Genomic DNA, 26,081 nt, shown 5'->3' with positions numbered 1-26,081 from the left:
GACGAGCGGGTAGGGTCGATGCGTGGATCCGGACATGAGCGAGCTCACCGAGCAGATCGCCCTCGACCCCACCTCCTTCATCGGAATTCCGCTCGCTCTCGTGGGAGCGGTCTTCCTGTCGCTGGGCGCGCAGTTCCAGCATCGCGGCGTGGTGAAGGTCGAGTCGCGCACCGTCGACACGCTCGGCAAGGGGTTGAGCTTCAACCAGCTCGCGCTCCTGCTCGCGCGCCCGTCATGGGTGCTCGGCTCGGTGATGCTCGGGCTCGCCATCGTCTTCCAGTTGTCGAGTCTCTACTTCGCGCCGATCATCGTCGTGCAGCCGCTCGGCGCGATCGCGCTCGTGATCACCTCCATCCTGAACTCGCGCATCAACCACGTCAGGCTCAAGCACAAATCCATCATCGCGATCGTGATGTGCGTCGGCGGTGTCCTGCTCTTCGTCGGCGTCGCGGCCTTCACCGCGGTCGACAAGCCGGTGACCGATCAGCATCTCATCACGATCCTGATCATCCTCGCGGTCGTGCTGGCGGCAGCAGGAGTGGCCTTCGGATGGATGCGCCGGCACATCCGCGCGATCTTCTACGTGATCATGGCCGGGGTGCTCTACGGGTTCGTGGCGACGCTCGCGAAGGTGGTGCTCGGCCGACTTCAGCAGGGGGAGTTCGAATGGCTCACCTGGCTGTGCGTCGTCGGCCTGCTCGCCGCGACCGGCCTCGGTGCGTACTTCGTACAGAATGCCTACGCATCGGGCCCGCCCGACCTCGTCATCGCAGGGCTTACGGTGGTCGACCCGATGGTCGCGGTCGCGATCGGCATCATCGTGCTGGGCGAGGCGTCGCAGGCGCCGCTGTGGGCGAATGGAGTCTTCGTCCTCGCCGGCGTGATCGCCGTGTGGGGCGTTTTCCGGCTCGCGAGGAACCACCCGCAAACACGAATCTGAGCGAATTCGTGCTCCCCATGCACGAAATGCCACAACGACACCGCGCGGCGCGCACTGCGTAGACTATGTTCGGATTCAGTCTGCGCGCCGACCCTGCGCCGCGACGCCCACCGGGGCCGACCGTCCCGAACCGACGAACTGTGAGGAACAACGCCACGTGTCTGACAATCCCGGTGCTACACCTTCCGCCGGCACCGACGGCGCAGAGACGGAACGGCCGCTCAGGATCTTGATCGGCGCCGACACCTTCACTCCCGACGTCAATGGGGCAGCCAAGTTCGCGGAGCGTTTGGCCGCCGGCCTGGTCGAGCGCGGTCACGACGTGCACGTCATGGCCCCCGCTGCCAGCCGCAAGCACGGCACCTGGAAAGAGGTGCACGAGGGCAAGGAGATCACGGCCCATCGCCTGAACAGCTGGCGCTGGTATCCGCACGACTGGCTCCGATTCGCGCTGCCGTGGCGCATCCGCCAGAACAGCGCCCGCGTGATCGACGCCGTGAAACCCGACGTGGTGCACTTCCAGTCGCACATCATCGTTGGGCGTGGCCTTTCGCTCGAAGCCGAGAAGCGCGGCATCCGGATCGTCGGCACCAATCACTTCATGCCCGAGAACATGCTCGAGTTCACGCTGTTGCCGGCGGGCTGGCAGGAATGGGCGGTCGGCCTCGCCTGGAAGGCCGCTCGCCGCACCTTCGGGCGCGCCGAGGCGGTCACCACGCCGACGCGCAAGGCGGCCCAGTTCCTCGAGAAGCACACCGGTCTGTCGGGCGTTCACGCGATCTCGTGCGGAATCGACGCACACAAGTACGAGCCGAGCTGGCAGCCGCGCAGCGAGAATCGCATCCTCTTCGTCGGACGCGTCACCGGCGAGAAGCAGATCGACGTGTTGCTGCGTGCCTTCGCGCTGCTCCCTGCCGAACTCGACGCGAAGCTCGAGATCGTCGGCGGCGGCGACCAGAAGCGCAACCTCGAACACATGGCCGTTGAGCTCGGGGTCGCCGATCAGGTGACGTTCACCGGCTACGTCGCCGACGACGCTTTGCGAGGCGCCTACCACCGGGCATCCGTGCTCGCCATGCCCTCGATCGCCGAACTGCAGAGCATCGTGACGATGGAGGCCATGGCCTCGGCCCTGCCGATCGTCGCGGCGAACGCGATGGCCCTCCCGCACCTCGTGCACGACGGCGAGAACGGATACCTCTTCGAGCCCGGCAGCCCTGAAGACCTCGCGGCGAAACTCCGGGTCGTGCTCGAGGCGCCGCCGGCAGAGTATCGCGCACTCAAGGAGGGCTCGCTCCGCCTCATCGCCGCCCACGACATCCAGCGCACGATCTCGACGTTCGAGAGCCTGTATCGTGGAAAGCCGGTGACCGACCCGGTCACCGATGTCGCACCGGTGGCGCTCCCCGAGTGACCCGGGCGCGGGGCGGTAGCTCAGCCGGTTAGAGCAGTGGACTCATAATCCATCGGTCACGGGTTCAAGTCCCGTCCGCCCTACCGTAATTCGATTTGATCAGGGTTTCTTGCCTCTAGTAGAGGGCAAGGACTTGATGTCGTCAACGTTTATCCAACGTTTATTCGTTCGCGCGCGCCGAAATGGGCGTGCTCCGGTCAGGGTGGTCGACCGTACTCGACCGAGTTGGGTTCGCCTCGAACACCTTCGTGTCATGAACAGCGAACGCCTTTCTGGGCTCGGCCTCGAGCCCGTGTTGACCACGAGCGAGCTTGCCGAGTACCTCGGCGTGCACGTGCAGGCCATCTACGACCTGCGCACCGACGGACGCGGACCTGCCGGCATGCGAGTCGGCCGGGAGATCCGCTATCGCGTCTCCGACGTCATCCACTGGCTGGACGGGATTCACGAACCGGAGGCCGTGCCCACTGTCGAAGGTGAGGGTTGATGGCAGGCCGTCCCCGGCTGGCGATCGGCACTTACGGCAGCATCCAGACGACGGAGCTCGCGCGTGGAAGGTTCCGGGCGCTGACCCGGTTCCGCGACTGGGATGGGCAGACGCGCCAAGTCGGCGCGACAGGGGAGAGTCGCAACGCGGCGATCACCGCGCTGAAGCTCGATCTGCAGGAGCGCATGCGGCACGCCGGCACGCAAGGCTCGCTCACCCCTGACTCGAAGTTCACGGACCTCGCTGACGCATGGCTGGACGATCTGCGCTTGGACGTCGATCGCGCTGAGAGCACGAAGGAGACCTACGAGCGCCAGCTTCGGGGCAGCGTACTGCCGTTCTTCGCCGACTTCGCGGTGCGCGAGATCACCGTTGGCCGGATCGAGCGGTATTTGAAGCAGCAGCGACTGCGGTCGTTCTCGATGGCCAAACATTCGAAGACGACCCTGAGCATGGTCTTGGCCTTCGGCGTGCGGCAGGGGCTCCTCGAGCGGAATCCAGTGAAGGAGACCTCGCAGCTGAAAAAGCCCAAACGGGTGCCGAAGGCGCTGACTTCTGAGGAGTTGGCGGCGATCCGGACCGCGGCGCGGGAGTTCGGCACCGATCCGCATTGGCTCGGGCCCCGACCGGATGGGCAGGTGCGCGACCTCATCGAGGTCATGCTCGGTACGGCGACTCGTATCGGCGAGGCGCTCGCGCTGCGGAAATGCGATGTCGACGTGACGGCGGAGCCGCCGCGGGTCGAGATCTGCGGCACGATCATCCAGCGCAGCGGGGTGCCGGTCTACCGGCAGGAGCATCCGAAGACGAAAGAATCGAATCGGCTCGTGCCGGTCCCGGCGTTCGCAGCCGAGGTGCTTCGTCGGCGGCTCGCCCTCCTTCCGGCCGATGCTGAGCCCGAGCATCTGCTGTTCTTCTCGAAGAACGACACGCCGCTCATCCCCGCGAATGTACGGCGGCAGTTCCGGAAGATCCTTGGGCTGGCCGGCCTCGCTGATGCGGGGATCTCGCCGCATGCGTTCCGTCGGACGGGCGCGACCGCGATCGCCCACGAGCTCGGATTGCAAGCAGCAGCGGACATGCTCGGGCACACATCGACGGCCGTTACGAAGGAGCACTACGCGGAGCCGGATCGAACGGTGACGTCCAAACCTGCCGAGGTGCTCCAGCGACTGGCGCCGGAGCCGCCTGCTCCGCATGACGGCGTTGACTCAATCTCGTGGGACGACTGGGAGGAGTAGTCGGGAGTGTCGGGGCAGGGGTCGAATGGCCCGGCCGCGCAGCTGCGTCAGGTGACGCACGCGCGTGCGATCGGTCCATGTGGATCATTGGCCACTTCCATTTGCATTTTCGCGAGAATAGTGCAAACTTGCACTCGATGACTTCAAGTGCACCTTTGGGCCGCCGGGAACGCAGCAAGCGTGCGACGGCTGACCACCTCACAGCTGTGACCCGTCGGTTGACCGCCGAGCGGGGGCTCAGCGGCTTCACGATCGACGAGGTGTGCGACGCGGTCGGCGTCTCGCGCCGGACCTTCTTCAACTACTTTCCGTCGAAAGAGGCCGCCGCCCTCGGCGTCGACCCCGAAGAGGAAACCCAGCGGTTCGCCGACGAGTTTCTGGCGAGAGAGTCCGACGGCTGGGCGAAGGTGATCGACGACTTCGTCGCGCTCATAATCGAGCACTTCGAGACGGCAGGGATCGATGCGTCCGGCCACGCGTCGCTCGTAGCAGCCATCGAACGGGAACCCCGGCTCCTCCTCCGATTCATCGGGATGACCCGAGAACGCGATCGCCAATCGGTTTCGCTCATCGCGTCGCGAGAAGGCGTCGCTCCCAACGATCTGCGAGCGGAGGCAGCCGTGGCCGTGATCTCGACACTCACCAGATCAGCCGCTGAACGATACCTCGACCCCGCGAATGCTCGGGAGTTCGCGCCAATTCTCCGCGAGCAACTCAGTGCACTCCGTGCCGTACTCGGCGCGTCTTCACCCCGAAAGGCCAACCAATGACCCATCCCGCCGACGCGCCACTTCTGCTGACGCAGCGACGCATCTGGATCATCTTCGGCGCGCTCATCGCGGGCATGCTGTTATCCAGCCTCGATCAGACGATCGTCTCGACGGCGATGCCGACGATCGTCGGCCAGCTGGGCGGTGTCGAGCACCAGGTGTGGCTGACCACTGCCTACATGCTCGCGACCACGATCGTTATGCCCGTGTACGGCAAGTTCGGTGACGTTCTTGGTCGGCGGAGGCTCTTCCTCGTCGCGATCGCGCTCTTCACTATCGCATCCGTCGGGTGCGCCATCGCCGGCGACTTCTCGCAGCTGGTGCTGTGGCGAGCGGTGCAGGGCCTCGGTGGTGGCGGGCTCATGATCCTTTCGCAGGCGATCATCGCCGATATCGTGCCCGCCTCGGAGCGCGGCAAGTACCTCGGACCGATCGGCGCGGTCTTCGGACTCTCCGCGATCGGTGGCCCGCTCCTGGGCGGGTTCTTCGTCGACCACCTGACCTGGCAGTGGGCGTTCTACATCAACATCCCGGTCGGCATCGCAGCATTCGCGATCGCGTGGTTCACGCTCAAGCTCCCCAACAAGAAGGCCGCAGCGCCGATCGATGTCATGGGCGTCATCCTCTTGTCGGCGTTCACCACCTGCCTGATCTTCTTCACGGACTTCGGTGGCGATTCCGACCACGGGTGGGGCGCCGTGGAAACGTGGCTGCTCGGCATCGGCATGATCGCGTCGGCACTGCTGTTCGTGCTCGTCGAGACGCGGGCGAAAGACCCGATCATCCCCCTGTCGCTGTTCCGGAACCCGATCTTCGTGAACGCGACCGCGATCGGCCTCACGCTCGGTCTCGGCATGTTCGCTGCGATCGGCTTCGTGCCTACCTTCCTGCAGATGTCGTCGGGCACGTCTGCCGCGGCATCCGGTCTTCTCATGCTCCCCATGATGGTCGGCCTCATGGGGACCTCGATCGGATCCGGAATCGCGATCACCCGCACGGGGAAGTACCGGTTGTTCCCGATTCTCGGGACCCTAGTCACGGGTGCGGCCATGGTCGCGATGACCACGCTGACGGTGGAGACACCGATCTGGTTGATCTGCGTCTACCTCTTCGTCTTCGGTGCCGGACTCGGACTCATCATGCAGGTCGTAGTGCTGGTGACACAGAACTCGGTCGACGCGGCGATGGTCGGCACCGCAACAAGCACGAACAACTACTTCCGAGAGATGGGCGCCTCACTCGGCGTCGCCGTGTTCGGCACGATATTCACCACGCGACTCACCGAGAACCTCACGGATGTCTTCACGGGTGCAGGGGCGAGCGCTTCGGACGCCGCGGCGGCGACCTCGACCCTCGACCCGCAGACGCTCAGCTCGTTGCCTGACGCCACCCGCGACGGCGTCGTGGCAGCATACGCCGATGCACTCGCCCCGGTCTTCTGGTACCTGCTGCCGTTCATCGCGATCGCGTTCATCCTCTCGCTCTTCCTCAAGCAGATCCCACTGTCGGATGTCGCTGGGCTCGTCGCGCGAGGCGAGGCCATCGGCGGCAAAGAGGCTGAGGAACTCGAGGCGGCTCAGCGATCAGTCCCGGCCTATGCAGTTCTCGACCCGGGCAAGTGAACCGCGTCACACCAGACCAGACTCCTTGGTCGCGACGATTTCGCAGCCGCACGAAGCTGATGTGGTTGATGCAGCCGCAGTTCACGGAGAGGAACGACGATCACGCTCCCTGCTCAGCCTCAGGTGCATCACGTGGCTCAAGGAGCGCACTCATGAGCGCAGAAATACTGCGTCGCATGTCGAAGCTCTTGTCGTAGAGCCACTGCAGCTGAAGCCCGTCCATCGCCGCGAGCAGAAGGGCGCCAAGAGCGTCCGCATCCGCCGCGGGAGTAACGTGCCCCTCTTCCTGCAGCGCGCGCACCATTGTGGCGAGATCGACGCGGTTACGCTCGTACCTTTCGGCGAAGTACTCGTGCGCCCTGTGGTCCGGGTCGCTCGCCTCGGCGGAGAACCGGCTATATAGCTGCACCAAGCCGGGCACGTCGGCGTTGTGTGCCAAAATCTGAGAGAGCAGCTCGCGGGCGTCGCCGACTGATTGCACCGACTCAATGTCACGCTGGTCGCGGCGGCGCAGAATCTCGGCGAACAGCTCTTCCTTGGTCCCGAAGTGGTGCAGCAGGCCCGTCTTACTCAGCGACACGGCCTCAGCGAGCTCGCGAATCGTCGCGGCGTTGTACCCACGCTCTGCGACGATCCTCAATGCAACCTCCAGGATCTCCTCGCGCCTCGCGAGTCCCTTGGGGTAGTTGCGGCCCGTTCGTGCCATGCCACTGACGCTACCGGGAAACCGTTAGCGGTCGCTTGCGCCGGGGAACGGGTTGTTCTCGAGGGCGCCTGGCCCCGCAGCTGTTCGGGGGTTAAGTACGGAGCGCAGGCTGCTCGATCGCATACGCCGTTCATCATTTCTGCTTGTGTCAAAGAAACCTACCGCTGTACTGTTTGTAAGTCTCCAGGGCCTAGTCGCTGGCCGACTTCCGCCGCAACCAACTGAACCCGTCCCCACACCAACGGAAAGCATCCATGATCTGCACCCATGCCCAGTCGCTTGCCGGCAAGGTCGTCATCCTCAGCGGCAGCGGCCGGAGAATCGGGCGCGGGCTCGTCCGAACTCTCACCACCAATGGAGCAGCTTCGTGATCAACGAGGGTCGCGCCGAGGTCGCGGTATGGCGGATTGCCGATGCTTCCGAAGGTGCGCTGCTCGCGGAGGCGCTTCCCGGTGCTGCCGCGCTGATGAGCCGCGCGTTCGGGCAGATGCTCGAGCAGGTGACCGAGGCATCCGTCGCCGACATCGTCATTCGCACCGGCCCCGCGAGCGACCCCGCTGAGGGTGTCGATCCCCGCCCGGCTGGCCGTCGGTCCGCGGACGAGAGCTACCGCATCGAGGCGGAAGGCCAGCGCTTCGTGATCCGCGCCCGAGCATCGGAGGGCGTCTTCCGTGCGCTGTTGACGATTGCGTCGCGCTCACACGATGGCCACCCAATCGCCATGGATGTCGAAGATGCACCCAAGTGGGCCTGGCGTGGGCTCTCCCTAGACGTGGTGCGCCGTTGGTTTCCGTGCGACGAGGTGGAAAGAGTCATCGACCTCCTCGCCATCTTGAGGATGAACGTCCTGCATCTTCATCTGAGCGACCGGGAGGCGTGGCGGCTCGAGCTCGACGGCTACCCCGCTCTGACTAGGGAGGCATCGCACTACTCGACCGCGGATGTCGAACGGCTCGTCTCGTACGCTCGCCAGCGGTTCATCACGATCGTTCCTGAGATCGACATGCCGGGTCACGTCGCCGCGGCGGTGAGCGCCGTGCCCGCCCTGGCTGCAAGACCGTTCCCCGCCCCCGAGCTGGCCTACCTCACCTGGTCCTCACCGGAGGTGCCACGATTCGTCGGGGCGGTCCTTGACCAGGTCGTCGCCCTGTTCGATTCGCCGTACATCCACATCGGCGGCGACGAGGCGTTCGGGATGCCGGAGGACGAGTACGCCGACTTTGTCCGCCACGCCGCCGCCGCGGTTCGCGCGAGGGGACGTCTTCCTCTCGGATGGCAGGAAACGTCGCGGGCGGGATGCTGGACACCATCCGACGTCGTGCAACTTTGGGTGGGAGAACGGGACAGATTCGATTCCGCGAACGCATACCGGAATTGGCCGGAGGAGTGGCACCCAGCCATCCCCGCGCTAGCGGCCGTCGCAGACCAAGCCGTCGGCGACCCGGCACGCATCGCCGCACAGGGCGCTGCGGTACTCGTCTCGACGAGTGACCCGCTCTATCTCGACAGACGCCCGGCCGAACCGAGCCTCCATCCCGAACAGAACGAACGGCTGCGCACCGTGGGAAACGCGGACTACGAGCCGACGGTATCGACCTCCATCCGCCGCTGGGACCCGGCTCGTCAACCAGACATCGTGGAGCACGGTCTGCGTGTTGCCGGGATCGAAGCCGCCATTTGGTGCGAATCGATCGCGACCTTCGATGATCTCGCGCTGCTGATGCTTCCACGACTGGCCATGGTCGCCGAGCACGGCTGGTCGCGGGACGGCCGCGATCCGACGGATTCCGGGTCGGCTTGGACCGACGCCTGGAGCCGTCTCGGCTTCCACGGGTTCCACAGGTCGAGCCTCGTATTCGGGGAGCCTAGCGGGCACTAATTGTGCTTCGCAGGACGTGGGTGGGATGAGTGTGATGACTCACTATGACACTCGACGCTCAATGGCATGGCCGTCCGTACTGAGGCGGCGTCCAGTTGTCCCTCGCTCCGTCCCTGGCAACTTACCGATCGTGGCTCGCGAGTCGAGCCGACAAGCAGAAGGCACAGCACATGACAGACAACCTTCCCCATCCCGACCTCCCCGAAGCCCCTATTTTCCCGACTTCCGCCGACCCGCTGCGTGGGGGAGAGGCGCGCCCGGAAGGGGGTATGCGACCGCGATATCGGGTCATCATCGACAACGACTTTTCAGGGGATCCGGACGACCTGTTCCAGCTCGCCCACCATGTCCTGAGCCCGTCGGTGGAAATCCCCTTCGTCATCGGCTCCCATCTCTCACCCGGCGACTACTCCGACCCTTCGGATCGCCAGGCGGACAACGCCGCCGAGATCGCGCGAAGCCTCTTGGAGCTGCTGAACAGCACGATCCCTGTCTTCGCGGGAAGCAATATAGGTCTGCGTGGCCCTGCCGAGCCGATCGCGTCAGCTGCGGCCGAGGCGATCGTCAGGGAAGCCCTCCGCGACGACACCGAGCTCCCATTGTTCGTCGCCCTCGGGGCAGGCATGACCGACCTCGCCAGCGCCGTTCTGATGGAGCCGCGCATCGCCGAGCGCATCAAAGCGGCAGTTTGGATCGGCGGACCGGAGCATGAGGGGCTCGGGCTCGAATTCCCGATCGAGGGCAGCGTCGAGTACAACCTCAACATCGACATCCCAGCCGCGCAGGCTGTGTTCAACGACTCGGCGATCCCGATCTGGCAGGTGCCCCGCAACACCTATCGGCAGGCAATCGTGTCGTTCGCGGAGCTCGACGCCCGGGTCCGGCCGCACGGCCCGCTGGGATGGCGCCTCGCCGACAGCATCGCCACACTGCATGCCTTCACACAGTCCCACGGGCTCCTCCTCGGCGAGACATACGGACTCGGCGACCAGCCGCTCGTCCTACTCACGGCGCTGCACACCGCCCACCAGCCCGACACGGCGTCGAGCCCCTTCGTTGTGCGCCCAACTCCGCGCCTAACAGCGCAGGGCTGGTACGAGGAGCGCCCAGACGGTCGCCCGATGCGCGTCTACACAGGGATCGACACGCGGCTGATGTTCGAGGACATGTTCCTCAAGATCGCGGCCTTCGCGAATCGATAGAGACTGAGCTGGCATTCGCAATGGCCGCAGGATCGGGCGTGGTTAACGCCTCGCCTCGGCGAGGTGGAGCACTCGGCGAGACAACCGTCCAGCTCGCCGTCGCGGAGGACCGCGGCGGGTGCCCGGGGAGTCGTCGATCCGTCGGGAGTGAGCTTCCGCCTGCCTCGCTCAGGTTTGCTCGGGAGACAGGATGAGTTCGTTCCAAAGGCAACTCAGTCGCTCTGCCATGTCGATGCTGGGGTCATGCAGCCATTGGAGCTGCAGGCCGTCGATGGCGGCCATGAAGATGGATGCCAGCATTTCTGGTTGAACTTGGAGCTTGATACGCCCGTCGGACTGGAGCTCCCGTATCTCGCCCTCGATCCAGTCACTCAGCGAGGCGAAGTGCTCTTGGAAATAGTCCTGCGCCGGGTGTCCTTCCACCGCCCCCTCTACCGCAAGCGCCATGTACAGGTGGACGAGGCCCGGAACCGTCGCATTGTGCCGCACCACCCTGATCAGGGTCTCGGCCGCGTCACGTGGACTCGGCCCAGTGATCTCGACGGCAGCTGCGTCACGGAGCCGGAGCACTTCAGTGAAGAGCTCCTCTTTGGAGTCGAAGTAGTGCAAGACGCCGGCGACGGTGAGTCCGGCTTCGTCCGCGATCTCTCGCAGAGTCGCCCCACGATAACCCCTTCGTGCGAAGGTCTCGAGGGCGATCTGCCGGACCTCCTCCCGCTTGGCCACACCTTTGGCGTATGGCCCTCGGGTCTTCACTTCCTGCATCTGCATCCCCCTACGAAGATTGCGCCTCCCACGGCGCTTCGAGCGGCATCAGTCTATGGTCACCGGATCCGTTCGACGGCGAAAAGTAACAATTTGTAGGTTTTCGACGAAAACCTCTTGACAGTAAGTTTTGATGGTCGCATGCTTCTACCAGCCCGCCCCTCAGCGTGGCAATCAACGACGATCCCGGGAGCAGCAATGCCCATGACGAACAAAAGAAGGCTTTCCGTGTTGGCGGCGGCGGCGGTCGCAGTTCTCGCCCTCAGCGCTTGCACGGGTCAGGACGGGTCATCCGGAGGCGGTGACGATCAGGGGCCGCGCACGCTTAAGCTCGGCGTCTCGAGTGAGCTGCTCTCCTACGACCCCGTCGACCTGAACGGCGGCGGCGAGGGCAACCTCCTTTGGATGCCGGTGTACGACCGGCTCCTCACCATCACGCCCGACAACGGGCTCGAGCCCGGCCTGGCGACCGAGTGGGCCTTCGACGACTCGTTCAGTGTCCTGACCCTAGAACTTCGTGACGGAGTCACCTTCAGCGACGGGGCGCCCTTCACCGCCGAGACGGTCAAGGCGAACATCGAAAACCTCAAGGCGTCCTCCAGTACCGAAGCAGGGATCGTCGCTCCCATCGAGGAAGTCGTCCCCGTCGACGAGAACACCGTCGAATTCCATTTGGCGTCCTACGACCCGACGCTTCTCTACCAGCTCGGCCTCGCAGCAGGCGTCATGGCAAGCCCCGAGGCACTGGGCACCGAGGAAATCAAGCTGAACCCAGTGGGAAGCGGGCCCTACACGCTCGACGACCAGGGGAGCGTCCGCGGATCCGAGTTGATCTACGTCAAGAACGATGAGCACTGGAACAGCGATGCGTACCCGTACGAGACGCTGGTGTTCAAGACCTACCAGGACATCACCGCCCGCCTCAATGCCGCGAAGTCCGGCGAGGTCGACGGTGCTCCGATCACCTCTGCAGCGGCCGCGGAAGCGGAGGCCGCCGGGTTGACGATCACCAACACCCCCGCTGGGTGGTTGGGACTTGGGCTGTTCGACCGCGCGGGACAGATCGCTCCCGAGCTCGCAGACGTTCGAGTCCGTCAGGCGATCAACTACGCCTTCGATAAGCAGGCCATCCTCGAGAACGTTGAGCAGGGCTACGGCTACGCCACAAGCCAGACGTTCGCCGAAGGCCAGCCCGGTTACGATCCCGAGCTCGACAACCGCTACGAGTACGACCCCGAGAAGGCGCGCGAGCTTCTTGCCGAAGCGGGGTACCCCGACGGGTTCGACCTGACGATCCCGGACCTGCCCCACATGGCCGCCTACACCCCGATCATTGCCGACCAGCTGAAGGACGTCGGGATCAACGTCACTATCAAGCCGGTTGCGCCCACCGATACCCTCGCGGAAATGTTCGGAGGCCAGAACGCGGCGTTCGCGATGGAGTTCGGTGGCACATCCATCGGTCAGATCACCGCGTTGAGCACCCAGAGCGTGTGGAACATCTTCAAGTCCACCGACGAGGAGCTCTCGCAGCTGGTCAGCGTGGCCTACAAGGCCACTGAGGAAGACGAGCAGGATAAGACCTACCGGGAGGTCAACCGGTGGGTGGTGGACAACGCCTGGTTCGCGCCGTGGTACATGAAGGACTCGATCTTCGTGACCTCTTCCGAGGTGACCGTTGAGCCGTGGGTGACGAACGTCACCCCCCTGATCTCGAGCTTCGCGCCCGCGAAGTGATCGAGGGCGGCTGGAACCGGACCTCCGGTGCTGTTCCAGCCGCCCCTTCCCGCCTTGTGACTCTTACCTAGGAGGACGTGTGGTCGCATTTATCTGCCGCCGCCTGCTTTCCGGCGTGGCACTCGTCTTCGTCGTTTCCGCCCTCACGGCATTCCTCATCTTTGCCGGTGGAATGGACATCGCCCGCAACATTCTCGGCACTAATGCCACCGAGGAACAGGTGGCCCAGCGTGCAGCGGAGCTCGGCCTTGACCGCCCCGCCTGGCAGCAGTACGCCGACTGGCTCGGCGCAGCCCTCACTGGTGACCTTGGGCGCTCGTACTTCAGTAGCGAACCCGTCCTGCAAGCGCTCTCGACTCGGTTGCCGGTGACTCTCTCGGTGGTCCTCACGGCAGTGCTGGTCACCGCCGTTCTCAGCGCAGCGCTCGGAGTGCTCGCCGCGGTCCGGCGAGGGTGGGTGGACCGCTTCGTTCAGCTGGCGAATGTCGTCGTAGGGGCAATCCCGAACTTCTGGCTCGCTCTCGTGCTGGTCTCCGTGTTCGCGTTGAACCTTCGGCTCTTCCCTGCCACCGGTTATGTACCATTCCTCGAAAGTCCGGCAGGTTGGCTGCTGAGTATCACGCTCCCCGTCGCCTCCCTGGTCATCGGCGGTTTGGGTGCCGCCATGATCGTCCGCTCGAGCGTGATCGACGTCCTTCGTCTGGACTTCGTTCGCACCCTCCGTTCAAGGGGACTCTCCCAGCGGGAGGTGCTCACCAAACACGTCATGCGCAACGCGGCTCCGCCATTCCTAACCGTAATGTCGCTCGCATTCATCGGCATGTTCGGCGGCGCCGTCGTAATCGAGAAGGTGTTCGCCATCCCAGGAGTGGGAACGCTCGCCAACAATGCGGCGCAGCGCGGCGATGTCCCGCTCGTGCTCGGCGTCGTGAGCGTCACAGTGGCAGTCGTCGTCGTCGTCAACCTTGTCATCGACATACTCAATGGCTGGCTCAACCCGAAGGTGCGTGTGCAGTGACCATCTCAACTCCAGAGCAGGTCGATGCGGCCGTCGCCGAGGCCCCGCGCAGTGGCCTCGCACGCCGGTTCTTCAGCAATCCGCTCGGGCTCGTCCCCTCGATTGTGCTCGCAGCCATCGCGGTACTCAGCGTCGCATCACCCTGGATCGCCCCTCATGACCCGTCCGACACCATTCTCGATCAGGTCAACTCCGCTCCGAACGAAGTCTTCCTGCTGGGCGGGGACGGCAGCGGACGAGACGTGCTCAGTCGCTTGCTTCTTGCGAGCAGGCTCACCCTCATCGGCGCGATCACCGTTGCCATAGTGTCGGTCGTCGTCGGATTGGTATCCGGATTGCTCGCCGGCTACCTCGGGAAGTGGATCGACTCCAGCCTCAGTTGGGTGAACAACGTCCTCATGACGGTCCCGAGCGTCATCATCCTCGTCGCACTCTTCTCGGTCATCGGACCCAACACCGTCGTCACCATGGCGATCTTCGGAGTGCTGATCTCGCCCTTCCTCTTCAGGCTCGTGCGAACTCTTGTGATCGCTGTGAAAAACGAACTGTACGTCGACGCGGCTCGTGTGTCCGGCTTGAGCGGTTCGCGGATCCTGGGCCGTCACGTCCTCTACGCGGTGCGTGCGCCCATCATCATCATCGCAACGGGCATGGTCGGTGCGGGGATCCTGATCCAGGCCGGACTCGAATTCCTCGGGCTCGGCAGCCCGTCCGAGCCCACGTGGGGCGGAATGCTCGAAGACGCATTCCTGAACATCTTTCGCTCTCCACTCGGGATTCTCTGGCCAGGCATCGCCATTGGGCTCACGGCCGGATGTCTCTCCCTCATCGCCAACGCACTGCGAGACGCTCTTGAGGAGCCCGCTCCCAAGGCTCGGACCAAGTCGGTGCGGCTGAAGGACGAGGCTCTCCGGCGGGCCAGCGCACCCGCGGGCACCGCCGAAGCTCCCCCGGAAGACGCCCTGCTCGTCGTGTCGAATCTCCGCGTCGGCTATCCGCAGGCAGACGGATCCGCACGCGTCGTCGTCGACGGCGTGAACCTGCACGTGAACAAGGGTGAGATCCTCGGTCTCGTCGGCGAATCGGGGTCAGGCAAGACACAGACCGCCTTCTCGATACTTCGACTGCTGCCGGAGGAGGCAGAATTTGCCGGAGACGTCACGTTTGAGGGGGTCCCTCTACTCGCCCTGAGCGAGTCCGAGATGCAGAAGATTCGCGGCAAGAGAATCGCCTACATCCCGCAAGAGCCCATGTCGAATCTCGACCCCACGTTCACCATCGGCCACCAGCTCACGGTGCCGATGATGCGGACCCTTGGATTGACGAAGAAGGAGGCCACAGCCCGCGCGAAGCAGCTGCTCGAACGCGTAGGCATCGCCGACCCGGAGCGCACCTTCCGTGCCTACCCGCATGAGATCTCGGGCGGGATGGCGCAACGCGTGCTCATCGCGGGCGCGGTCTCCTGCGAGCCGGAGCTGATCGTCGCCGACGAGCCGACCACCGCGCTCGACGTCACGGTACAGGCCGAGATCCTCGACCTCCTTCGTGAGCTCCAGAAGGAGCGAGGCATGGCCATCATCCTTGTCACACACAACTTCGGGGTCGTCGCCGACCTTTGCGACCGGGTCGCCGTCATGCAAGCCGGACACATCGTGGAGACGAACACCGCGAGCGAACTGTTCGATAGGCCACAGCATCCGTACACCCGAATGCTGTTGTCGTCGACGCTCGAGGATACCGAACCGCGGAAGCAGCGGGTCGCGGCACTAACGGAAGGACGTTGACGGGCATGACTCAACCACTACTCGGGGTCGAGCGACTCGGCGTCACCTATCCGGGACGCGGCTTTCGCCGCCCGGCTTCGGCGGTACTGAAAGAAGTCTCCATCGAGATCGCCCATGGCGAGACGCTCGGACTCGTCGGAGAGAGCGGGTCGGGCAAGACGACACTCGGGAGGGCGATCCTCGGCCTTGCCCCAGTGACGTCGGGACGAATCATCTTCGACGGCGAGGACATCTCGCACGCGGGAAGGTCAGAGCGGCGGCGCCTCGCGAAGGACCTGCAGGTGGTGTTCCAGGATCCGTACACATCCCTGAATCCCGCCATGACCATCGAGTCAATCCTGGCTGAGCCGCTGCAGGCTGCGGGCGCGCCGACGCAGGAAGCGCGTGCCCGTATCAGGGAACTCCTCGACCAGGTCGGACTGCCGGCAGACGCCGCGCGTAGGCTCCCACGCGAGTTCAGCGGCGGCCAGCGCCAGCGCGTCGCAATCGCCCGGGCGCTGGCCCTCAGTCCAAGGCTGATCGTGTGCGATGAGCCCGTTAGCGCCCTGGATCTGTCTACACAGGCGCGCGTGCTCGACCTGTTCATCGAGATTCAGGAGCGCACCGGGGTTGCCTATCTCTTCGTCTCCCATGACCTCGCGGTGATCCGCCACATCTCACATCGCGTCGCGGTGATGTACAGAGGCGAGATCGTCGAGCAAGGCGACGCAGAGCTGGTCACTTCAGAGCCCGAGCACCCGTACACGCAGCGGCTGCTGCTTGCCGCGCCGGTCGCGCATCCTGTCCGCCAGGAGAAGCGGCGCGCGGAACGGTTCCGCCTCCGAGAGCTGCATCGAGAACAGAACCTGCAGTCCGGCGCCCTTCCGGCTCGCGTGTAAACGGCGCTGCGGATCCACCGCAGAACGATAACTGAGTTCTGCGGCTGATCAACGAGCGATCAGCCGCTGGCAGCAACCAATAAGAAGGAGAACAGATGTTAAAGTCGGCCACGGAGCGCGCGGACGAACTGCTTGCACAGATGACGCTCACAGAGAAGGCGCGACAGGTCGCGTCGGTCTTCCCCGGCACGTTGATGGGGGTCAACGGCTTGGATCCGGCCGCTCTTCGGCGACACCTGGGCGACGGGATCGGCCACATCGCCAGCGCCGCGACTGCAGTGTCTGATGCCCACGGGGTCGCGACCACCGTCAATGCAATCCAGCGCTATCTCGTGGAGCAGACTCGGCTCGGCATTCCTGCCATCCTGCACGCGGAAGCGCTGAACGGTTTCGTCGCGCCTGGCTACACGTCGTTTCCCACCGCGATCGGTCTGGCTGCGACCTGGGACCCGGAACGGGTCGAGTTGATGGCCGAGGTCATCCGCAGGCAGATGCGATCGGTCGGGGTGCTGCAGGCGTTGTCGCCGGTGCTTGACGTCGCCCGTGACAGCCGGTGGGGGCGGGTGCATGAGACCTATGGCGAGGACGTGTACCTCGTCAGCGCGTTCGGGGTGGCGTTCGTGCGTGGCCTTCAGGGCGAAGATCTCACCAGCGGGATCCTCGCCACTGGGAAGCACTTCCTCGGGTACGCGCTCACCGAGGCGGGGCAGAACATGGCTGCTACGCATCTCGGCCCCCGCGAACTGTACGACGTGTACGCGACTCCGTTCGAGGCGGCGATCAAGATCGCCGGTCTCGGCAGCGTGATGAACTCATATTCGGAGATCGACGGCGTCCCCGTGGGGGCGAGCAGCGCGATCCTCACGGATCTGCTTCGTGGCCGGATGGGCTTCACCGGCAGCGTAGTGTCCGACTACAGCACGGTGGAGTGGCTGCACACCCGACAGGGCGTCGCATCCTCCGTCGCTGAGGCCGGCGAGCTCGCCCTTGCCGCCGGCCTCGACGTCGAGCTGCCCATCGCATCCGGCTACAAAACGCTCGAGCAGTCAGTTCGCGAAGGACGCCTCGAGGAGGCCGTCCTCGACGATGCGGTGCGGCGGGTGCTCGTCGACAAGTTCAAGCTGGGACTGTTCGAGAACCCCTACGCCAGTACCGATCCCATCGAGTTGAGCGCCGTCCAGGCTGAGGGGGCCGCCCTGTCCCGGGAGCTGGCCGACGAGTCGGTGACGCTGTTGAAGAATCACGGCCAACTGCCGCTGCCGAAGTCGGGCCGGATCGCGGTGGTCGGCCCGCACGCCGACTCGGCCATGGTCAACTTCGCGGCGTACACCTACCCCGCGATGCTCGACATGATCAAGGGTGTCGCCACCGGTGAGTCCCGGATGGCCGGTACCGAGAGCATGATGGAGCCCTCGTCGCCGGAGGCCGTTGAGGCGGGCGCGGCGCAACTGGCGCAGCTCATGGAAATCGACAGCGAGGACGTCGCCCGGCAGGTGTACGGCACGCAGACGCTCGTCGAAGCCATTCAGGCCGCAGCGCCGGGCGCGATCGTCGAGTGGGTCGAGGGAGCCGGCATCCACCCGGACGACCCGCAGGACCTCGATGCGGCCGCCGCGCTGGCACGGAGCGCGGACGTCGTCATCCTCGCCATCGGCGGAAAGGCCGGATGGTTCGGAACGCGCATCACCGAAGGCGAGGGAACCGACGCCGCACGGGTCGAGCTGCCGGATCACCAGGTCGCGTTAGTCGACGCGGTCAGCGCCACCGGGACACCGCTGGTTGGGGTTCTCTACCAGGGACGACCGCTTGCCATCACCGAGGTCGAGCCGAAGCTCGACGCTATCGTGACGGGCTACTACCCGGGGCCAAACGGCAGCGGCGCCCTCGCCGCGGTGCTGTTCGGCGACACGAACCCGTCCGGCAAGCTGCCCTACAGCATGCCCAGGGCCACCGGACAGTTGCCGCTGTACGCCTCCCAGAAGCGCGGAAGCGGATACCGACGCAGCGCAGGCGACATGTTCCGCAACTACATCGACCTCGACATCACGCCCCTGTTCCCGTTCGGTCACGGCCTCTCCTATACGACCTTCGAATACGGCGAGCTGCAGCTCGCGGCCGACGTGGTGCCCGCCGAGGGCGGCTCCATCGTGGCGTCCGTCGAGCTCCGCAACAGCGGAGACCGCGACGGAACCGAGATCGTCCAGCTCTACGCCGCCCAGAACGCCACCGGTGTCACCCGGCCCGCTCAGCAGCTGATCGGATTCACTCGAGTCGCACTTGCTGCGGGTGAGCACGCGACCGTTCGGTTCACCGTCCCGACCAGCCAGCTCGGGTACAGCGGAATCGATGGACGCTTCATCCTCGAGCCCGGCGCCGTGGCACTCGAGGCTGGAGGCAGCTCCGAGGAGACACCCGCCCGAGGCACCGTCAAGCTCACCGGCAACGTCGTCGACCTCGAAGGCCGCCGCACCTACCTCAGTACCGCAGACGTACTCCTGCCACAGCCGACAGCGGCGGGGCGCTAGCACTCGTCGGTCGTCCCTCCCAGATCCGATCCTCGTGGACGGCATGTTGCGTGCCGCGCGAGCACTTCACAGCAAGGAGCAGCAGAGTGACCAGGTCCTCGTTCAACACCGGATGGCGGGTGCGACCCAAGATGAGCCCGTTCGCCGCACTCCAAGGCGGTGGTGACGAGGGCACCTCGGTCACCTTGCCTCACGATGCGCTGGTCACCCTGCCGCGCAGTGCCGAGGCGGCGGGTACCGGGCACACGGGATTCTTCCCTGATGGTGCCTTTGAGTACGTGAAGACGTTGGACGTGCCCGAGGCGTGGCGCGGCAAGCGGGTGTCGGTCGAGTTCCAGGGCGTGTACCGGGACGCGATGGTCTATGTGAACGGGACCTTCGCCGGGCAGCGGCCGAATGGCTACACCCCGTTCCGGGTCGCACTCGACCCGTTCCTACGCTACGGGGAGCCGAACACCATTCGTGTCGACGCGCGAGCCCACGAGGACTCGCGCTGGTACTCCGGGGCCGGGATCTACCGGGATGTGGTGCTCGAAGTCACCGATTTCGTGCACATCGAATATCCCGGCGTGCGCATCGCAACGCCCGACATCGACGAGGAGCGTGCCGTCGTCGTAGTGGTCACGCCCGTGACGAACGAGAGCACCGCCACGACCACGGTCCGGGTCCGCACCGAACTGCGCGGCCCGGGCGGCACGGTTGTCGCCACCGATGCCGCGCCGGTGACACTCCGAGCGGGCGGTTCCGCGGTGGTTCGCCAGCGCCTCTATCTGCCGGCACCGACACTGTGGAGCGTCGACACACCGCACCTGTACACTGCCGGCAGCGTTCTGGATGCCGCCGACCGTGTCCTGGACGGGGCAACGACCACTTTCGGCATCCGCTCCCTCCGAGTCGACCCGACCCACGGTCTGCGGATCAATGGAGAGACGGTCAAGCTGCGCGGTGCCTGCATCCACCACGACAACGGACCGCTGGGCGCTGCCGCGATCGGCCGTGCCGAGGAACGGCGCGTCGAGCTCCTCAAAAAGGCCGGGTTCAACGCGATCCGCAGCGCCCACAACCCGATCAGCCCGGCGATGCTCGACGCATGCGACCGGCTCGGCATGCTCGTCATGGACGAAACCGCGGATGTCTGGACCGAGGCAAAGACCCCGTTCGACTACTCCCTGGCTTTCCCGGAGTGGTGGGAACGCGACATCGAGGCGCTCGTCGCGAAGGACTTCAACCACCCGAGCGTGATCTTCTACTCGATCGGCAACGAGATCTTCGAAACCGGCGACGCCCTCGGCTCAGAGTGGGGACGCACCTTGGCTGAGAAGGTCCGGTCCCTCGACGACACCCGGCTCGTCACCAACGGCATCAACCCGTTCGTCTCTCTCCTCAGCGACGTCGCCAACATGGCGCGTGAGCACGCCACAAGCGCTGACGCCGGCGCGGACGGGGGAGTGAACGCGATGATGAACCTGGCCGGGTTCATGGACCAGCTCACCGCGAGCGCGATGGCGACCGAGCGAACTGAAGCGTCCTTCTCAATGCTCGACGTGGCGGGCCTCAACTACGGTGACGCCCGCTATGAACTCGACCGCGAGCAGTTCCCGAATCGAGTCATCGTCGGATCCGAGACGTTCCCGCCGCGGATAGCGAACAACTGGCGACTCGTCCTCGACAATCCCCACGTGCTCGGAGACTTCACGTGGACCGGCTGGGACTACCTCGGCGAGGTCGGCATCGGCCGGACCCAGTACGCCAATGCCGCACCGGAGTTCCAAGCGCCCTATCCGTGGATCTCCGCCCGCGTCGGCGACCTCGACATCACCGGCCAACGGCGTCCCATCTCTTACTACCGCGAGATCGTCTTCGGCCTCCGAACGGAGCCCTACGTCGCCGTGCTGCGGCCCGAGAACTACGGGAGGCCCGTCCTGCCCGGCCAATGGGCATGGAGCGACGCCATCGCGAGCTGGAGTTGGGACGTCGAGACCGGCACTCCGATCACAGTCGAGGTGTACAGCGACGGCGACGAGGTCGAACTGCTACTGAACGGACGGACGGTCAGACGCGCAACGCCAGGGGTCTCCAGGCCGTTCGTCACCGAGTTCGACATCCCCTACGAGGTCGGAGAGCTTGAGGCCATCGCTTACCGCGACGGGGCTGAGCTGGGACGGGTCTCGCTGCAGTCGGCGCACGGACCGGTCCAGCTCTCCGTCGTTGCCGACCGGACCGAGATCAGGGCCGACGACAGCGACCTCAGCTTCATCGCCATCGAACTGCGCGACGCGAACGGCAACCTGGCAAGCGACCGCGACGTGCTCGTCCGCGTCGCCATCGACGGGGTCGCCGTCCTCCAGGCTCTCGGCAGCGCCCGTCCCGACACCGAGGAGTCGTTCCACACTGGGGAGCACACGACCTATGACGGGAGGGCTCTGGCCGTCGTCCGGCCCACCGGCATTGGGCCAATCACTATCTCGGTTTCAGCAGACGGCTTCGAGTCAGTGACGACAGTCCTGGAGGCTGCCCCAGCGGCGGACGCGGTAGTTTCCGCTATTGCGTAAAGAGCTTGAAACTGGAGCCCCCGAGCAACCCGATCGACGAAAGAAGACACATGCCCCCAGACGACGTTCATCTTCACCTTCCCGCCCGTCGCGATGCCCTCAGCGCCGATCGGTTCAACACGCCAGAGCTGTCGGACCGTCCGGGCATGCGCTGGTGGTGGCAGTCGCCCCTGCCGCCCGCGGAGCTCGTCCGCGAGCTCCACGCGATCGCGGATGCGGGGTTCGGCGAGGTCGAGATCGCATTCTCCCCAGGCTTCTGGGCAGATGATGCGCAGCGGGCCGCGCTCGGCGCCGTGTTGGCGGAGGCGGAGCTGCTCGGAGTCGGGGTGGCCATGACGCTCGGGTCGGAGTGGCCGGTACGCACACCGAACACGACGAAGGGGACGAAGCACGCGGCGCAGGAGTTGCAGTACGGGGTGACTCGGATCGCCGGCGGCGAGGCGCAGACCGTGCCCCTGCCGCCGGCGTTCGACGACACCGAGCGAGGGCGTCCGTCCCGGCTGCTCGCGGTGACGGCCGCGCGGGTCCTGACGTGGGGCGCTGCTCCCACCATCGTCCCGTCCGAGCAGCCGTTCGGGCCGAGGACCGTGATCGTTCCGCCGGAGGCGTCCACAGTTTTGGACTCCGGATCGCTGGTCGACCTCACTGCTCAAGTCGAGGACGGGTCGGTCGCCTGGTCGCCGCGCGAGGGGGAGTGGGCGCTCTTCGCGTTCTGGAGCCGGGACAGCGAGCAGGGCGCGACGAGCTTCCTTGATCGGGCCGCCGCTGCCGCGGCGATGGAGTACCTGGATGAGCATCAGATCGGCCCTGAGAACCTCGACCTCCTTCGCCGTGCCGGCACCGAGCTGTTCGAGGACTCGCTCGAGCTCAACGCCGACTCTCTGTTCTGGAGCCCTGGGCTCCTCGATCGCTTCCGGGAGCGGCACGGCTATGACCCGACGCCGTACTTGCCCGTCCTGTTCGCGCAGGGTATGTGCCGGTACTGGGTGCCGAACGAGGAGCCGACCCCGGACTTCGATCTGGACAACGGGATCGGCGCTCGGATCCGCCGGGACTACTACCGGCTGGTCACCGACCTGTACATCAGCGACCACCTACTGCTGGTCCAGGAGTGGTCCGTAGGTCACGGTCTTCGCCACAAGGCGCAGGTGGCGTACGGGCAGAACTTGGAACCGGTGCGTAGCAACCGCGAGTTCGTGCGCGCCGGCGGCCGCGCCGAGGCGGAGTCGCTGAACTCCGGCGACCGCGCCCCAGTGCGGCGGGACCACCCCAACTGGCGCTTCGCCCTCGACTGGCAGCGATCCATCGTGGGCGGAGCCCACCAGGGGGGCGCCACACGGATCAGCACTGAGCTCGGGGCGCAGTTCGGCGCCGCCTTCGCTCTCACTCTCGGCGACCTGAGGCAGATGCTCGACAAAGAGTGGGCAGCCGGAATCACCAAGCCGTTCGTGCACGGCTTCGGCACCCAGGGACCGGATGCCCCGTGGCCGACCCAGTCGCGCTTCGCAGACTTCGTTGCCGACACATGGAACGACACGCACTATCCTGAATGGCAGAACTGGCGGCCCCTCACCGACTATTGGGCTCGCGGCACCCTCGTTCTGGAGACGGGAACGCCCAGGACCGACGTCGCGATCTACCGTGACGCGTTTCTCACCACGGCCGCTCGCGGCTTTGGGGAGGAGGATTTCACCGCGCCTGCGGGACTGGCCGACACCGAGGCGCTCGAGCGTTCTGGTTACTCGGTGCAGTACCTCGACCCGATTGGGCTTGCGGACGCGGACGCGATCGGCGCGGACGGAACGCTCTTTCCGGACGGGCCGTCATACCGCGCGCTGCTCGTCGACGAACGGGCGATCGCCCCGGCAGCGGCGGAGGCGCTGGCTGACGCGGCGGAACGGGGCCTCCGGGTGGTGTTCGTCGGAGAGCCGCCATCCGGTGACTCGGGCTTCGGCGGGGGCGACGAGGGCCGGTCGGACCTCGTGCGCGAGGCGGTCGGCCGTGCCCTTTTCCTGCCAGGGGTGGCTCGGGTGGAGGAAATGTCACAAGCGGCAGCAGCGCTCCGCGACCTCGGCGTCGTACCGCGGGCGAGCTGGCAGGGACCACCGCTTCTCACTCAGTGGCGCGAGGCGGGGAACCGACGCTACGTGTTGGTCTACAACCCGGAGGGGCAGGCGCGATCGGTCGAGCTTTCCCTCGAAGGGCAGGGGGCCGTCCAGGAGCTCGACCTCGTGAGCGGGGTTTCCTCGGCGTTTCGGTTCACTTCGGTATGGGGACGGACCTTACTGACGCTGGATCTTCCCGCGCTTGGTCTCCGGGTCCTCGAGCTCGACCTGACCGCGGGTGAGATCGAAAACCTGCTCGCTGATAGCGTGCAGGGCGCGGAGCTTCCGCTCGCCGCTTGGCAGCTACGTGTGGAGACCGAGGAGCCGGAGGCGTCCCGGACGATCGAGCTCGAGGGACAGGGGCCCGCCGACTGGCGATCCGTCGAGGCGCTATCCGGACTGTCCGGCATCGGAACGTACAGCGCTCTCGTGGCCCGCGCGGGGAAGGGCGCCACAGGATCCGTTCTGGAACTCGGCGATCTGGCAGGCTCCGCCGTCGTCCGGATCGGGAGTCGGCAATTCGGTCCCGCCTACGTATCCGGCAGCGTCGTGGACCTGGGCGATGCCCTCGCAGGCGAGGGGGAGTCAGAGATCGAGATCGAGGTCTGCACATCTCTCCGTAACGCCGTCGTGGCCTCGGGGCGGATACAGGGGCCGCACGGTGTCGCGGTACCACAGGGACTGATCGGACCTGTCCGGGTTCGCACCTACTCGACAAGGGGAATCGAATGATCCCGGCGAAGCCGAGTATCCTCGCGCGCAACTCGATCAGGGCGGTGCGATTGATCGGGACACGTGCGCGCCGACGACGACGCCCAGCCCGGGTCCGGCCGGGCTGGGGCCTCAGCGGCAACGAGCGGCCTGAGCACGCGGTCTGAAACCGTCGGCGCCTTCCGACGTACTCTCCAGGCGCCATGCCCGCTGACATCTCCTCCATGAACCGAAACCCCCTCACCACACGAAAAGTAGGTCGGACACGATGAATCCCAACGCCCCAGACTGGAAGGCGAGCTGGACGCAAGCCGTCACCGATATCCGAGGTGCGGCACCCGCATTGCGTGACGTCACTGTACGGCTGCATGTCCAGCTCGCCTTCGACGGCACCCGACTCCGCTTCGTACTGTCCAATCACTTCGGCACCGAACCGGTGCTCATCGGTCAAGCCGCCGTCGTGACGGAGGGCGCGAGTACGCAGGCAACGTTCGGTGGACGACCGACGGTCGAGATTTCGCCAGGCGCAGACCTAACGAGCGATCCGGTCGAGCTCCCGGCGATTGCGGGGCGTGATCTCTTCATCGACCTCTTCCTGCCCATGGAAACTTCGCTCTCGACTGGGAACATTGCAGGGTCAACATGGAGCATCTCTGAAGTGGGCAATCATGCCGGGCGCCGTGACCTCGCGGCGTTGCCCACGCCGTCAGGGGCTGGCCCTGATGGAGTGGAATACGCGGCACCGATGCCTCTGCTCCGAAGCGTTGAAGTCGCGGGCGCCGATGTGCGCGCCGTGGTGGCATGTCTGGGCGACTCGATCACCGCGGCAGGCTGGCCGAACCGGGCCTCCGTACTCCTCGCAGCCCAGGGTGTCGCGCTGGTGAACCGGGGTATTCCCGGGAATCGTCTCCATCGGGATGGTGCCGGTTGGGCAGGTGCGTTCTTCGGGCGTTCCGGACTGGCGCGCTTCGATGACGATGTAGTCGGCACGTCAGGGGTCACCCACGCGCTCATCGCACTCGGCACCAACGACCTCGGGCACCCTGGTACGCCGGCGGCTCCGTCTGAACCTGTTCCCTCGGCGAGCGACCTGATCGGCGCCTTCGACGCGCTCGTGCAGCGGTGCCGACAAGCCCGCATCTCCCCGGTTCTCGCCACGATCACACCCTTCCTGCCCGCGGCAGGCTATGACACCCAACGAGACGCGATCCGCCAAGAGGTGAACGAGTGGATCCGTTCCAGCGCGCGGGCCGAAATCGTCGTCGATTTCGATCGCGCACTTCGTTCCTCGGTCGATCGCACAGCACTCGCCCCTGAATACGACAGCGGGGATCACCTTCACCCCAGCGACGCGGGTCAGGACCGTCTTGCCAGGGAAGCCGCAAGCGCTTTCAGCTGAACCAACCCAGAAGCCGTCAGAGCAAGGATCGCCGGTCGAGTCCTCTGGCGGCCTGAGCGCGGCAACTACCACCCGCCCTGCACGTATGAGGATCATCGACGATCCTCGCCTAGCCCGGATGGCTCAGCTGGGCGGGGTTGATGGAGGCGAGGAATTCGTCGATGATGTCTTCCATCTTGAATTCGCTTTGCTCGTAGAGCCATTGGACTTCGAGGCCGTCGAGGAGCGCGACGAAGGTGAACGCGAGCGCTCGGGGGGTCATTGTCGTGACCAGTTCGCCGCTGGCGGCCATCTCTTCGAACCGTTCTTCAAAGTACCCGCGGAAAACCTGGTACCGGTTCCGGAA

At 65.6% G+C, this 26,081-nt stretch carries 19 protein-coding genes and 1 tRNA gene; 17 read left to right on the top strand and 3 right to left on the bottom strand.

Annotation, left to right across the window (positions count from 1 at the left end; genetic code table 11):
- Window positions 1-34: 34 nt before the first annotated feature.
- The 7 genes from ESP51_RS08360 to ESP51_RS08330 all read left to right on the top strand — a co-directional run bounded on the left by ESP51_RS08360 (window position 35) and on the right by ESP51_RS08330 (window position 6,474).
- Window positions 35-940 carry a DMT family transporter gene (locus ESP51_RS08360; RefSeq protein ID WP_129520449.1) on the top strand — a complete coding sequence of 302 codons (906 nt, stop codon included), beginning with the start codon at window positions 35-37 and terminating at the stop codon, window positions 938-940.
- Window positions 941-1,097: 157 nt separating this feature from the next.
- Window positions 1,098-2,354 (top strand): glycosyltransferase, encoded by a 1,257-nt coding sequence (locus tag ESP51_RS08355; RefSeq protein ID WP_241843068.1) that lies wholly within the window; start codon window positions 1,098-1,100, stop codon window positions 2,352-2,354.
- Between the two features lie 9 nt (window positions 2,355-2,363).
- Window positions 2,364-2,437, top strand: a tRNA-Ile gene (locus ESP51_RS08350).
- A 170-nt stretch (window positions 2,438-2,607) separates the two neighbouring features.
- Window positions 2,608-2,841, top strand: a complete 234-nt coding sequence (locus ESP51_RS20585) for a helix-turn-helix domain-containing protein (RefSeq protein ID WP_164990466.1) — start codon at window positions 2,608-2,610, stop codon at window positions 2,839-2,841.
- A complete protein-coding gene (locus ESP51_RS08340) occupies window positions 2,841-4,082 on the top strand; it encodes a tyrosine-type recombinase/integrase (protein ID WP_129520447.1) in 1,242 nt (413 codons plus the stop codon). The genes ESP51_RS20585 and ESP51_RS08340 overlap by 1 nt, the downstream gene beginning before the upstream one ends.
- A gap of 155 nt (window positions 4,083-4,237) precedes the next feature.
- Window positions 4,238-4,852: a TetR/AcrR family transcriptional regulator gene (locus ESP51_RS08335; protein WP_164990465.1), complete on the top strand. Its 615-nt coding sequence runs from the start codon at window positions 4,238-4,240 to the stop codon at window positions 4,850-4,852.
- On the top strand, window positions 4,849-6,474 hold the full coding sequence (locus ESP51_RS08330; RefSeq protein WP_129520445.1) for an MDR family MFS transporter: 1,626 nt from the start codon (window positions 4,849-4,851) through the stop codon (window positions 6,472-6,474). The genes ESP51_RS08335 and ESP51_RS08330 overlap by 4 nt, the downstream gene beginning before the upstream one ends.
- A 100-nt stretch (window positions 6,475-6,574) precedes the next feature.
- Here ESP51_RS08330 and ESP51_RS08325 read toward each other — a convergent pair whose 3' ends face one another.
- Entirely contained in the window at window positions 6,575-7,180 is a 606-nt protein-coding gene (locus ESP51_RS08325; protein WP_129520444.1) for a TetR/AcrR family transcriptional regulator, read from the bottom strand.
- A 367-nt stretch (window positions 7,181-7,547) separates the two neighbouring features.
- On the opposite strand from ESP51_RS08325, the gene ESP51_RS08320 reads away from it, so the two are divergent.
- Together ESP51_RS08320 and ESP51_RS08315 are read left to right on the top strand one after the other, a co-directional pair.
- Complete coding sequence (locus ESP51_RS08320) at window positions 7,548-9,059, top strand: family 20 glycosylhydrolase (RefSeq protein ID WP_129520443.1); 1,512 nt, start codon at window positions 7,548-7,550, stop codon at window positions 9,057-9,059.
- Between the two features lie 95 nt (window positions 9,060-9,154).
- Window positions 9,155-10,261 carry a nucleoside hydrolase gene (locus ESP51_RS08315; RefSeq protein WP_206737252.1) on the top strand — a complete coding sequence of 369 codons (1,107 nt, stop codon included), beginning with the start codon at window positions 9,155-9,157 and terminating at the stop codon, window positions 10,259-10,261.
- 168 nt (window positions 10,262-10,429) lie between these two features.
- On the opposite strand, the gene ESP51_RS08310 is transcribed toward ESP51_RS08315, so the two are convergent.
- Window positions 10,430-11,026 (bottom strand): TetR/AcrR family transcriptional regulator, encoded by a 597-nt coding sequence (locus ESP51_RS08310; protein ID WP_164990464.1) that lies wholly within the window; start codon window positions 11,024-11,026, stop codon window positions 10,430-10,432.
- A gap of 198 nt (window positions 11,027-11,224) precedes the next feature.
- On the opposite strand from ESP51_RS08310, the gene ESP51_RS08305 reads away from it, so the two are divergent.
- The 8 genes from ESP51_RS08305 (at window position 11,225) to ESP51_RS08270 (ending at window position 25,735) form a co-directional block, all read left to right on the top strand.
- On the top strand, window positions 11,225-12,763 hold the full coding sequence (locus ESP51_RS08305; protein ID WP_206737251.1) for an ABC transporter substrate-binding protein: 1,539 nt from the start codon (window positions 11,225-11,227) through the stop codon (window positions 12,761-12,763).
- A gap of 79 nt (window positions 12,764-12,842) precedes the next feature.
- A complete protein-coding gene (locus ESP51_RS08300) occupies window positions 12,843-13,781 on the top strand; it encodes an ABC transporter permease (RefSeq protein ID WP_129520439.1) in 939 nt (312 codons plus the stop codon).
- Complete coding sequence (locus ESP51_RS08295; protein ID WP_129520438.1) at window positions 13,778-15,565, top strand: dipeptide/oligopeptide/nickel ABC transporter permease/ATP-binding protein; 1,788 nt, start codon at window positions 13,778-13,780, stop codon at window positions 15,563-15,565. The genes ESP51_RS08300 and ESP51_RS08295 overlap by 4 nt, the downstream gene beginning before the upstream one ends.
- A 5-nt stretch (window positions 15,566-15,570) precedes the next feature.
- Window positions 15,571-16,443 carry an ATP-binding cassette domain-containing protein gene (locus tag ESP51_RS08290; RefSeq protein WP_129520437.1) on the top strand — a complete coding sequence of 291 codons (873 nt, stop codon included), beginning with the start codon at window positions 15,571-15,573 and terminating at the stop codon, window positions 16,441-16,443.
- A 95-nt stretch (window positions 16,444-16,538) separates the two neighbouring features.
- Complete coding sequence (locus ESP51_RS08285) at window positions 16,539-18,968, top strand: glycoside hydrolase family 3 N-terminal domain-containing protein (protein ID WP_129520436.1); 2,430 nt, start codon at window positions 16,539-16,541, stop codon at window positions 18,966-18,968.
- Window positions 18,969-19,054: 86 nt separating this feature from the next.
- Window positions 19,055-21,520, top strand: a complete 2,466-nt coding sequence (locus tag ESP51_RS08280; RefSeq protein ID WP_129520435.1) for a glycoside hydrolase family 2 TIM barrel-domain containing protein — start codon at window positions 19,055-19,057, stop codon at window positions 21,518-21,520.
- A 50-nt stretch (window positions 21,521-21,570) separates the two neighbouring features.
- Complete coding sequence (locus tag ESP51_RS08275; protein ID WP_129520434.1) at window positions 21,571-24,357, top strand: glycosyl hydrolase; 2,787 nt, start codon at window positions 21,571-21,573, stop codon at window positions 24,355-24,357.
- Between the two features lie 247 nt (window positions 24,358-24,604).
- Window positions 24,605-25,735, top strand: coding sequence for a GDSL-type esterase/lipase family protein (locus tag ESP51_RS08270; protein ID WP_129520433.1), 1,131 nt, complete (start codon window positions 24,605-24,607; stop codon window positions 25,733-25,735).
- 109 nt (window positions 25,736-25,844) lie between these two features.
- Here ESP51_RS08270 and ESP51_RS08265 read toward each other — a convergent pair.
- On the bottom strand, window positions 25,845-26,081 hold a 237-nt coding region (locus tag ESP51_RS08265; RefSeq protein ID WP_422386836.1), incomplete at its 5' end, for a TetR family transcriptional regulator C-terminal domain-containing protein.

This window comes from Agromyces albus, from assembly GCF_004134825.1.
Taxonomy (GTDB): Bacteria; Actinomycetota; Actinomycetes; order Actinomycetales; family Microbacteriaceae; genus Agromyces; species Agromyces albus.
This window is presented reverse-complemented; position numbering and strand designations above follow the sequence as displayed.

Coding starts and splice junctions, on each gene's coding strand:
- ESP51_RS08360 (WP_129520449.1), top strand. CDS start 35: ATGAGCGAGCTCACCGAGCAGATCGCCCTCGACCCCACCTCCTTCATC.
- ESP51_RS20585 (WP_164990466.1), top strand. CDS start 2,608: ATGAACAGCGAACGCCTTTCTGGGCTCGGCCTCGAGCCCGTGTTGACC.
- ESP51_RS08340 (WP_129520447.1), top strand. CDS start 2,841: ATGGCAGGCCGTCCCCGGCTGGCGATCGGCACTTACGGCAGCATCCAG.
- ESP51_RS08330 (WP_129520445.1), top strand. CDS start 4,849: ATGACCCATCCCGCCGACGCGCCACTTCTGCTGACGCAGCGACGCATC.
- ESP51_RS08325 (WP_129520444.1), bottom strand. CDS start 7,180: ATGGCACGAACGGGCCGCAACTACCCCAAGGGACTCGCGAGGCGCGAG.
- ESP51_RS08310 (WP_164990464.1), bottom strand. CDS start 11,026: ATGCAGGAAGTGAAGACCCGAGGGCCATACGCCAAAGGTGTGGCCAAG.
- ESP51_RS08305 (WP_206737251.1), top strand. CDS start 11,225: ATGCCCATGACGAACAAAAGAAGGCTTTCCGTGTTGGCGGCGGCGGCG.
- ESP51_RS08290 (WP_129520437.1), top strand. CDS start 15,571: ATGACTCAACCACTACTCGGGGTCGAGCGACTCGGCGTCACCTATCCG.
- ESP51_RS08285 (WP_129520436.1), top strand. CDS start 16,539: ATGTTAAAGTCGGCCACGGAGCGCGCGGACGAACTGCTTGCACAGATG.
- ESP51_RS08275 (WP_129520434.1), top strand. CDS start 21,571: ATGCCCCCAGACGACGTTCATCTTCACCTTCCCGCCCGTCGCGATGCC.
- ESP51_RS08270 (WP_129520433.1), top strand. CDS start 24,605: ATGAATCCCAACGCCCCAGACTGGAAGGCGAGCTGGACGCAAGCCGTC.